Origin of the sequence: Enorma phocaeensis, assembly GCF_016901575.1 — a bacterium.
In the GTDB taxonomy this organism is placed as follows: Bacteria; Actinomycetota; Coriobacteriia; order Coriobacteriales; family Coriobacteriaceae; genus Limicola; species Limicola phocaeensis_A.
Map to the genome: position 1 here is coordinate 1 of NZ_JACJKQ010000031.1, position 9952 is coordinate 9952.

9 protein-coding genes and 1 pseudogene are annotated in these 9952 nt (G+C 56.4%); 1 reads left to right on the forward strand and 9 read right to left on the reverse strand.

Annotated features, from left to right (window positions below):
* A pseudogene (locus H6A15_RS10510) lies at positions 1-162 on the forward strand (IS30 family transposase); the annotation flags it as partial.
* Here H6A15_RS10510 and csn2 read toward each other — a convergent pair.
* The 9 genes from csn2 to H6A15_RS09785 form a co-directional block, all read right to left on the reverse strand.
* A complete protein-coding gene (gene csn2 / locus H6A15_RS09745; RefSeq protein ID WP_204673565.1) occupies positions 132-755 on the reverse strand; it encodes a type II-A CRISPR-associated protein Csn2 in 624 nt (207 codons plus the stop codon). The pseudogene H6A15_RS10510 and the gene csn2 sit on opposite strands and share 31 nt — an antisense overlap.
* Before the next feature lie 2 nt (positions 756-757).
* Positions 758-1093, reverse strand: coding sequence for a CRISPR-associated endonuclease Cas2 (cas2, locus tag H6A15_RS09750; protein ID WP_204673566.1), 336 nt, complete (start codon positions 1091-1093; stop codon positions 758-760).
* On the reverse strand, positions 1090-1968 hold the full coding sequence (gene cas1 / locus H6A15_RS09755) for a type II CRISPR-associated endonuclease Cas1 (RefSeq protein WP_204673567.1): 879 nt from the start codon (positions 1966-1968) through the stop codon (positions 1090-1092). Before cas1 ends, cas2 begins: the two co-directional genes overlap by 4 nt.
* Positions 1958-6076, reverse strand: a complete 4119-nt coding sequence (gene cas9, locus H6A15_RS09760) for a type II CRISPR RNA-guided endonuclease Cas9 (protein ID WP_204673568.1) — start codon at positions 6074-6076, stop codon at positions 1958-1960. The genes cas1 and cas9 overlap by 11 nt, the downstream gene beginning before the upstream one ends.
* Before the next feature lie 713 nt (positions 6077-6789).
* Positions 6790-7272 (reverse strand): DUF6998 domain-containing protein, encoded by a 483-nt coding sequence (locus H6A15_RS09765; RefSeq protein ID WP_204673569.1) that lies wholly within the window; start codon positions 7270-7272, stop codon positions 6790-6792.
* Positions 7273-7319: 47 nt separating this feature from the next.
* On the reverse strand, positions 7320-7643 hold the full coding sequence (locus H6A15_RS09770; RefSeq protein WP_204673570.1) for a hypothetical protein: 324 nt from the start codon (positions 7641-7643) through the stop codon (positions 7320-7322).
* Positions 7644-7859: 216 nt separating this feature from the next.
* Complete coding sequence (locus tag H6A15_RS09775; RefSeq protein WP_204673571.1) at positions 7860-8054, reverse strand: IS1/IS1595 family N-terminal zinc-binding domain-containing protein; 195 nt, start codon at positions 8052-8054, stop codon at positions 7860-7862.
* A 170-nt stretch (positions 8055-8224) separates the two neighbouring features.
* Positions 8225-8971: an ATP-binding protein gene (locus H6A15_RS09780; protein WP_204673572.1), complete on the reverse strand. Its 747-nt coding sequence runs from the start codon at positions 8969-8971 to the stop codon at positions 8225-8227.
* A gap of 1 nt (position 8972) precedes the next feature.
* Positions 8973-9952: Mu transposase domain-containing protein (locus H6A15_RS09785; protein ID WP_428840710.1), on the reverse strand; the 980-nt coding region annotated here is incomplete at its 5' end.

Here is a 9952-nt window from a genome sequence, read left to right on the forward strand (position 1 = left end):
GGGCTGCTGCGCCAGTACTTCCCCAAGGGCTGCGACCTCGACGCCGTGAGCGACGAGGAGGTCGCGGCGGTGTATGATGACCTGAACCGCAGGCCGCGCGAGCGCCTGGGCTGGAGGACGCCCCACGAGGTCTACCACTCGGTGGTGTTGCACTTGCTTTGAAAAACTAAGTGAAAAAACACTCTCTCATAAAACCTCGCAACCTCGTTTTCGGTCAAAAATGTTTTAAGGTTGACAAATAGAAGAGCCTTTTTAACTTGCATGTCAGCACAACAATCAAGAAACAATATGAGCCTATCAATGAACGCTGCTCCATGGTCAAGATCGATCGTGAAGCCAAACGCTTTCAAAAAGCGTTGCAAGTCCCATTCTAGGCCAAACCGGTAGTCTCCCTCTAGCTGAACTAAAAGCTGTGATATCAGCCCTCGCAGCTCCCTGAATCGACTTTCAAATAAGCCTCGGATCGCCTCGTCCTCAAGCTGGCGCTCCTGAAGCAGCGAATACAGCTTTCCGCCAAGGTCCTTCGACTCCCATGGCAAATTCAAGACATCGGACACAACAAGGAAAGCGCTTTTCGGGCGAACTTCCCTTTCCCCGTCCCATATGGTGTACGCCTCACAAGCGTCCTCTCCATCGCAGGAAACTAGCGAATCGCAAACGCGCGCAAAGAGGGCGCGGTTGTGAATCTCTAAGACAAAGGGGCGTCCCCGTCTCAATTCAATCAGATTCTCAAATCCATCAAAGCAAATCCTCATGGCTATAGCACCATGAACTCTTCCATGGTATCAACCTCATCATACGCACTTCGACTTCCAACGATATAGTCCATCGTTGCATATTGCCGTTCAGTCACTTTAAGAACTTGCACGAGTCCCTCTGGTGGCCGATGTTTCCTCAAACGTATAACCGCGGCAGCGGCAGCACCCTCATTGACCACCAGCTTTGCGTACACAGACTGCTGAAGCATGAGGTATCCCTCCCCTATCAGCCATTTTCTGAACACGCGATAGCTCTTCTTTTGAGCAGCCGTATCAACAGGCAGGTCAAAGAACACAAGCAGCCTCATATAGCGAACCCGTACCTCCCCGCTCATCTGAATGCAAACCCTTGAATATCGTCAACGGCTATCTTTTTGCACAGAGCATTCAGACAATCCTGAACATACATTGAGACCACCGATCCCAACCGATATGTTCCCCCTCGATATGAGAGCGAAATATTGGCAACGTCTGCCAGCGCTCTTCGCATATCGGCATCGAACGCTCCGGAAAGGTAGTCGCTGACCTGCCGATCTATCACCGGCCGAAACGGCTCCATAAAATCACATGCCAAGTTAAACTGATTGTATTCATTCCTATGACATATCCCGCACTGCGTTAAGTAGCCGCGTGAAACCACCTCGCGATTAACCATCGAAAGCAGGACGGCATAGCCATAGTTCAAAGCCGCATTTACCGGACTATCGTCATCACGCGAAAACCCTTTACCGAAAAGAGTAGAGAAGTATATTCTCGCAGACTGGGCTTCCCTATTCGTGGTATCGCCCGATCGCACTTCCGGAACAAGCGAATCCAATAGCTGCGCCGTCTCTAAATAATCGCGTTCACGGAGAAACGCGGCTTGCTGGGAAATCTTATCGCGCACAACATGCTGCCACACTCGCTTCTTAATCGGTTCTCCCCATGAAAGCTGATCCTGGATACGCTTGCTCACGTTATGGGCACCGTAGAGTGGCAGATATTGCCCTATCGGATTTCGCTTTTCATCCGAAACCACAAAAGAGATCTTCGCTTTCGCAAGTTCCGAGAGCAAGTAGGCACTAACGTAAACGCGTTCCGTTTGGAGGATGACCGTCGATATTTCGGAGAGATGAACCTTTACGGTATCGTCCTCCTTTCGCACCACCATGTAACCACTTGAATAACTAAGGCGGCACGGACTCTCTATGAAAATCGTCCTAAAGCCCAACGTGCGTCCTCTTCTCGAACATTCCTGTTACCGACTGGTCAACAAACACAATTGCCTCTGGATTGTTCAAAACAAAAGCGATACCCAAATTACCCGCATGTTTCGGCCCGCCAACTAATGAGATGTCAACACGCGCCGTGGCAGAGCGATAATATGCCAGCACATTGCGAACGAGCTGTCGTTTCTCCGAGATCGGCAGGCCCACATAGCGCTCTCTGCCGGCGCGCAGAGCATCAGTAACATTGCTGAATTTACTGCAAAGCAAGTCTCCCTTGTGAACGAGCTCGTCGTACAGACGAATCAGGTCTTCGTTTGACACGTTGTCATCGTCCAAACGCCTGTCGCATGCTTTGGCTGCCACACCATGCAAATCGCCTTTAAGCACCAGCTGCCGCGCAGAGTAGACCGCATCTTGAGCAGCAAAATAAAACTGATTGCCCCCCATTTCAAAGCGAGTGTACTTTAGGATGCGCGCCCTGATTATTTGCGGATGTTTCAGCTTCTTGGCCTCCGCATCCTGGGCAACGAAAGCATCGAGCTCGAATGGCTCCAATTCGACCTTCCGAGCTACCGAAATGGGTATGCCCAGGAGCTCCGCCTTACGTCTCTTCCCCTTTTCTGCAACATACAACGTGAAGTAAGCGAATGTCGCAGACGAATATCCGCCATATCGTTGAACATCGAGACCTTGTTTCAATTGCAAGGTCGGGGTCGTCTTTCCGTAATGCGGAGAATAAATCGTGGCATTCCACAATGCTCCACTCGTTTCCTCAGGCATGCGTGTCACAAAGACATTCGAGTAGTCAAGATACGCTCGGATGCGAGACAGCTCTTCTTGGGCATCCCATAACACCTCACCAGTATCATCGTCTACATGCGTGCGCATAAACCCGCCCACGATGAAGCCGGCACTGCCTGGAAGCCTGCCATACCTCCTCATCTCTTCGCCTTGTTTTCGCACCAAATCCCTAACCGCGTGGGCATATCCGATGGGGTTGTCATAAATGCCTGGATGGCATTGGTTGATATATCTGCCCATCTCACATGCAATGAGTGCGTCATGGGCGTGATGGAAGTCGTTGACTTCACGACATTTTATGAAGCCCGCCTGTGTGCGCAAGTCATGACCAAGCGACGCCTTAACGGGTCGGACATCGGCGTATGGGTATTTTGCCTGCAGCATCATCCCTGTGAGCTTAACGATCTGGCTCGTCTCAACAAGTTGACGGGCAATGAACCCTCGCACTCGTTCGTCGCTTATCGAGGAACACATCAGGCTGTTGAACTTCTTGTCCCCCATCAGACCTGCCTGATGCAAGGCCCTCCAATAGGGAGCCATAGCAATCCTGATAGATGAATCAATGAGCAGTGCATCAGACTTACGTTGATTCTCCCCGGCAAGCACAAGCGCCTTATTCTCAAAGCTATTGTCTGTGATATAGGACTGCGGAATAATGTGGTCAACCTGGTACTGATTGGTGTGAAGCAGCTCGAGCTTGAGCGGCGTAGCCGAGTACAGGCTCTTTCCTCCCTGCATGAAATACAGTGAGAGGCGTTCGTCCAAATCTTCCGCACTTGATCTCTTGAACTCGCTGAAGACGCCCTGATCGAACCACGTCGGGCTTTCCTCCTTGAATCTCTCCAACGCTTTCTTTATGGCGTCATAACGTCTCGTGGTTCTGCGGCCTTTCCTCGCTCCGTCCTCATCGCGCGTAACCTCTATATAGATGTGCGACGGTGGGCATTTTGCGATGCTCACGATTTCTTCAACCACGCGCATCGCCTGATTGATGCTCCTGCGCAATGCTGGAGATCCGGGGAGGTCTTCGAGCGACACTTTGCCAGCTGAGACCTTTTCTTGGTTAATCGCGTCAATCTCTTTTTGGAATCCAAGGTCTTCGCTATGAAGGATTTCCATGAACACCATTGCCCTGCCTCGGTGGTCATTGTTGGGGTCTCCCTCGCGCAAGATATCCATGATGGACAGCTCGCCCTGATCGGTCTGAGCTTTAACCCCGGTAAGAAGGCGCCTCGACAGCCTCCCCCACCCGGTGAAGCGCTTCTTGCATATCGTTTTTATTTGCTCAGCATTGAGGCGGTCTCCATATGCCTCTTCGATTCGCTCTTTAAGAATGTCCCTGTCTTCGAAGAGCGTGTTCCAGAGGATGATTTCCTCAATCATCGGATAATCTGCAGGAGCGATTCTGTCTACATGCAGGACATCCTTGCTAAAGAAGATGTACGAGGACATTTTTGACTCAAAGCCCGACTCGCCTTGTCCTCCAGAAACGCGAGCCCGACGGTTTCCGTGTTGCCTAAGCCAATCCTCGACTTGCTTATATGAAACGCGGCGCCTGCAGAATAGATCTTGAACAATCCCTTGCCTATCATGCGCATCAAAGCGGCTCTCACGATCTCCATCGCTGCTCCAATGGGCACCATTCAACTCGTTGAGCACGCAGAACTCTTCATAAAGGAGCGAACACTTGGGCAGCACTTTCTCACCTTGCAGATAGGTGCACGTCCCCGTCATGCGCATAATGAAGTTCTCGGCGCTCTTGCCCTTATCGATGACGTCGTCCCAATTCCAAGGAAGCACCTTGGCGTGCTCCATGCCAGGCTTGCGCTCCGACCACGCAAAGCGCTTGTTCCCATGTGCGTCAACCGCCGCATTCTTCGTAGTGAGCGGTCCCACATAGTAGGGAATCCTGAAGCTCACGAGGCTTTCGATTTTCTTAGACTCTTCCTTGAGAAATGGATAAAACTCGCCTTGACGTGCGATGATGGCGCGCAGCTCCTCGAGATGCAGTTGGTAGGGGATGCTCCCGTTGTCGCTTGTTTTCAGTCGGCGCAAAAAGCGCTCCTCATCAAATGCCTGCATCATTTGCTGATACCGGGGGTCATCTGCCGCAAGCGACCCCAGCAGCTTCTTCACATCCCTTGCAAGCTCATCATAAGAGCCCGCACTGTGAACCAGGTCGTATTTTGTGTAGCCTTTAGCCTTCGTTGGATCGTACCTCTTCGTTATCTTTCCATTGATTACCAACCGCTCGCCGCCAAAAAAGGACTGATACGACTCGGGAGCGTATTCCCGCACCAGAGCTTTCAACAGTGCGAGATCATCACGGTAGCGGTCGTATTCCTTCATCTTGCAAAACGATAACGTCTTACCATTGGCATCTCGGAGGATACCCGAGAGCAGATACGCAGAATAAACCGTTCGAAGGGCAGAGAAGAGCGATCTGCACTCATTGGGGCATATAGCCTCAAACTCTTCGACCTTTTCGTCGTTTCCAAGCGAGAACCTGCACTCAGCGTCAGATATGAGAAAGGCTTTTGAGAAGTTTGCATTATAACCAAGAATCGCGGAAGCGAGCTCCTTGCCCATCGTCTTCGCAAGGTCGGTCGGCAGACCAAATAGACTCTTTAGCCGGTCACATCTCTCCGCCCGCCGTAATGACGTCTCTCCAAATACTTCAATAATCTTTTCAGCATCGCAGGAAAGCTCGACTCCCCTATTCTGGCACCATTCTTCAAGAGCGTCGACAAGCTGCCACACTGCCCCATCGATGCTCGCATCAGATGCACTGAGTGCTGGGTTATCCTGGTAAAGGAAATTGCCACGATGCTTTACGATGTTGTGCAGCGCGAGATACACCAAGCGAAGATCGGCTTTCTCATTGCTCTCGCAGAGAAAATCTCGCAAATGATAGATGGTCGGGAACTTCTTGTAGTAGTCTTTTTCGGTAAAGTCAGAGCCATTGAATATCGGCCAGGCGCATGAAGCGATGCGCTCGTCCTTATCTTCCGACAATAGGCTCGACTGGTTGAGGCGGATAAAGAAGTCGGGGTCTATATGCTCCATGTCCGGCATAAAGAATTCCTGAAGCAGCTTGATTCGCTGTCGGCGCCGTTCATAGCGTCGGCGCTGACCGCGAGGAATACGGGCCGCTGAGGCTGACTCGGCATTCGGGTAGGTTCGGCTTCCCATGGCAGGCCGACCATTGGAGAAACAAAGATTCCCCTCTGCATCAATCGCAGCCCAGCCAACAGAGCCTGTGCCCAAATCGAGGCCAATACTGTAGTCGCGCGCCTTACGAAGATTCATATCAACCCCCATCTACTCGGCGTGCTACAATGTGCACGTCTTGATTACCAGTCAAGATGTCACTGCAAGTCAAAATACGGCTTAAGCCAAAAATGCCCTCTTCGGAGAGGCGCCACGTAGGTGGCATTCTGACTTGCCAAGAGCCCTTCGGGGCTCTTTTTTTCTTGCATGCATCTACTTGCGCTAGCATAGCGCTCCGTCCGGACACATCCCTTAGCCGCCAGCTTCTTTTCGCTAAACGGTGGGTTATAGGACGATAAGCATGTAAGAACCGGGACCGTTTCCGCAGCTAGATAGCCGAAAGACAAATGCCCTAGCTGCACCCGCCCAGCTGGCCACCAGGACAGATTCTGGCTCGATAGCGAAGGAGCCACCCAAGAAGCCGTGCGGACCCTTCGTGTGATATGGCTTTTTAGAGCGCAATAAGCAGGTAGAACCTCCACCTGAACGTATAGCAGCCGCGCGTTTTGGAGGCACGCTCATACGCGATGCCACCCGAAGTCCACAGAGGAGCCCCTTACCCCGGAGCATCGCCTTGAAGGCCTTTAGGTCCTCTCAAGAGGAGCAACGAGAGGCAATCGCATCACAGTCGGCAGCTCCCTGCGTGCCACCGAGTCGCTACCAGCCCATCCGGCGCTCAAATCGCATCTGCAACCTGCCCAGCGTTTGTTGCATATCCAATCGGCTGGCCGCTCGCAGTATTCCTCCATGCATCAAGACCTATGCGAGAAGGACGAGATGTCCGTTATATTCTCAATTCTGTCTTCCGGAGACACGACCGCGTTGAGAAGCCTCAGCCTAGCAAGCGAGACCTGATACTGACCCGTCTTTGGCCTCTTTCTATTTGAGATGAGTTGCCAAACTGGCTTTCCTGGACCGTTGTAAACCTCTTCCAGCCTGCCCTTCTCGTCGATACTGAGCACCAAAAGATAGTCAGGCTCGCTGCTGATTCCGATGGCGCGCCGCTGGGTCGCCTTGATCTGCACGAGCCGCCCGTCAGGAGTAATGCCGTCGTGCGTCTCGCAGCTCGCTGTAAACAGGCTGATGCCATAGCGTTCGGCAGCTAACACCTCGCCGATGCTCCCGACGAGATGTCCGTCCGGCGTGAAGTGCCTGCCGGGGTACATCTCCTCGAGCCTGCCCGTGAGCTTATAGAACTCTTTGATGATGTCCGCTAGCTCCTGCGATCTGTCCATTGTCGAGCTCACTCCCCTCACGATAACGCCCCATGTTTCTCTCCATCTCAATCTGTTGTTTCATTTGTACGGCCATCTCCGGGTGGAAGGGATACGACGCCCCGACGCGCTCCCTCCAGCTGAGCCGACAGCGCGCTGGGCCGCCTCGCCTCCCGCTGCCATTTGAACCACATGAGGTAGCCGTGTAGCCTCCTCGTCGAGACCCCCCGGAACCTCGCGAGGAATGCCTTGAGGGCCGGGCGCACCGCGTTGACCAGGTTGAGCGGGGCGGATGAGCCGCCCGAGATGAAGCGCAGGTACGCCGCGGCGCCCATCTCGCGCAGAGCGCGGACGTAGCCCTTCTGGCGGTCGGTCGAGACGACGGCCCCCATCCCACCGAGCGTATATCATTCCTCGAGTCCAGGGGCACGGTCATCTCCTCCATCCTTCCCGGGCGCTCCTCGCCAAAGTTCGCGCCCGGGATAACCATACGGCGAGGGCCGCGCCCCTGGTCCCAGGGGGCGCGGCCCTCGTGCTGAAACTGCTCAGTTTTGGCTGCACATGCTGCTCAGAAGCTGGTGCTCACTCGGACCAGTTCCTATTGCACATCAACAACCGCGGCACAGCCGCCGCTGGGCCCCGTCGGCGTCGCGGCCGCGGCGCACCATGTGCGGGCAGCCGCACCGCGGGCAGCAGGACACGTCGCCGACCTCGCCGGGGACGTCGGCCTGCATAACGGTCAACAGCACCTCGAGGGCTGCCCTTCTGTCGTCACGCCCATCGCCCTGAACATGTTCTCCCATCCCATCGCCGACATCTCTTGCCCCTCTCCCCGGGAACGGACTTCCTGCGGAAGGGTGGCGCGCCGAGTGAGTATTTGCCCCTTTTGATACCGCCCAATATCGCGACTTGATACCGGCGGTATCGCGAGCCGATACCGCCGGCGTTTCCTATCGGTACCGGTCGGCGCGCCCTACTCCGATCCGGCCCCCAGCTTCCTCCTCATGTTCATCTCGCCCATGCCGACCCAGGCGGCGCCGTGGACGATGCGGTCCATGATGGCGTCGGCGTGCACCCCGCCGCCCAGCCTGGCGTGCCAGTCCTTCTGGCGGAACTGCGTGCAGAAGACGGTGGACGCCGTTCCGTAGCGGGCCTCCATGAGCTCGAGCAGGAAGCCGCGGAACAGCTCGTCGGGGCGGTCGAGCAGCCACTCGTCGAGCACGAGGACCTGGAAGGCGGCGTACTTCCTCGTGATCTTGCGCTCGCCGCCGGGGCGCTCGCGCGCCTCGCGCCAGAGCTCCTCCAGGTCGGGGCAGCGTATGTAGCACGCGCGCATGCGCCGCTGGCAGGCTGCCTTGGCGATCGCGCAGGCCAGATAGGTCTTGCCCGTGCCGGTTGGGCCCTGGAGCACGACGCTCTGGCCGCGCTCGGCGAAGCCGCACGTGGCGAGCTCGGTGATCTTCAGCCGGTCGAGGCCGCGCTCCTCGGAGAAGTCGATCGACCTCACGTCGGCCTCGGGGTAGCGCAGGTTGGCGCGCTTGGTGAGGTTCCTGACCTTGGACGTGACGAACGCGGAGTGGGCCTCGTCGACGGCCATCTGCACGCGCTCGGCGCAGGTCATGCCCATGCACATGCCCTCGTCCTGGGCCTCCAGCGCGTCCAGCAGGTCCGATGCGCCCATGTCGCGCAGCTTGCGCTTCGTCTCCACCGAGAGCTCCATGCTACGCCTCCTCCCCGTAGAAGTCGGCACCGCGCACGTAGCCGGCCTCGTCCTCGCCCGGGCCGCCGTCGTCGGAATGCGCCCCGTCGGCTCCGTCCTGGTTGGTCTCCAGTATCGGCTTCAGGTGCCTGTACCTGGGGGACGGGCGCCCGGACGCCAGCGCCATCTCGCACGCCCGCTCGAGCCTGGGCCTCGTGTAGCGGTGCTCGAGCCTGAGCACCGCGAGCGCCGCGTCGAAGCCCTGCTCCTCGTAGTCGACGCGCTGGAAGATGCGGTCCACCACCTCCCTGCAGGACGGCCCGACGCGGTCGGCCCACCTTCGTATGCGCCCGGCGTCCCAGTCGGAGTACGACTTCCCCTCGGGGAGGTCGCCGGCGTGCGTGGAGTAGCGGTTCCGGGCGAAGGCCGGGAGCAGCGGGTGGGTGGCGAGCCGCTCGCCGGCGAGGAATATCTCGACCGTCGTGTCGGTGACCCTGAGGTCGACCGTCTTGCCGACCGCGAGGTGGCTCACGGAGTAGTAGTTGTGTTTGTACGCGACGTGGCAGTTGCGCTGCACCTTGCGGCCGTAGACCCACTCGCAGACCTCGTAGGGCACCGCCGGGAGGGGGCGGAGGAGCGGCCTCTCCTGCTCCTCGAAGACCTCCCTCCGCGTTCCCTCGCGCTTGGTGAACGGGCGGGCGTTGTGCTCCTCCAGCTTGGCCGCGACGGCCGCCTTCAGCTGGTTGAAATCGGTGAAGACCTCGTTCCTGAGCGCCGCGATGATCTCGATCGCGGCCTGCCACACCTCGTTCTCGGCGCTCGGCTTGTCGCGCGGGGTGGCGATGCGCGCGGGCATCACCGCCGAGCCGTAGTGCGCGGCCATTGAATCTGAATCTCCCCCGTTTCCGTTGACACTTCGAGTTCCGTTTGGGCATGATGCCGTAAACGGGGAAAGGGGGCATGGGATGGGACATCCGTCGCCCAAGTATTCGGCAGAGTTCA

Coding starts and splice junctions, on each gene's coding strand:
- csn2 (WP_204673565.1), bottom strand. CDS start 755: ATGAGGATTTGCTTTGATGGATTTGAGAATCTGATTGAATTGAGACGG.
- cas2 (WP_204673566.1), bottom strand. CDS start 1,093: ATGAGCGGGGAGGTACGGGTTCGCTATATGAGGCTGCTTGTGTTCTTT.
- cas9 (WP_204673568.1), bottom strand. CDS start 6,076: ATGAATCTTCGTAAGGCGCGCGACTACAGTATTGGCCTCGATTTGGGC.
- H6A15_RS09765 (WP_204673569.1), bottom strand. CDS start 7,272: ATGGACAGATCGCAGGAGCTAGCGGACATCATCAAAGAGTTCTATAAG.
- H6A15_RS09770 (WP_204673570.1), bottom strand. CDS start 7,643: ATGGGGGCCGTCGTCTCGACCGACCGCCAGAAGGGCTACGTCCGCGCT.
- H6A15_RS09775 (WP_204673571.1), bottom strand. CDS start 8,054: ATGGGAGAACATGTTCAGGGCGATGGGCGTGACGACAGAAGGGCAGCC.
- H6A15_RS09780 (WP_204673572.1), bottom strand. CDS start 8,971: ATGGAGCTCTCGGTGGAGACGAAGCGCAAGCTGCGCGACATGGGCGCA.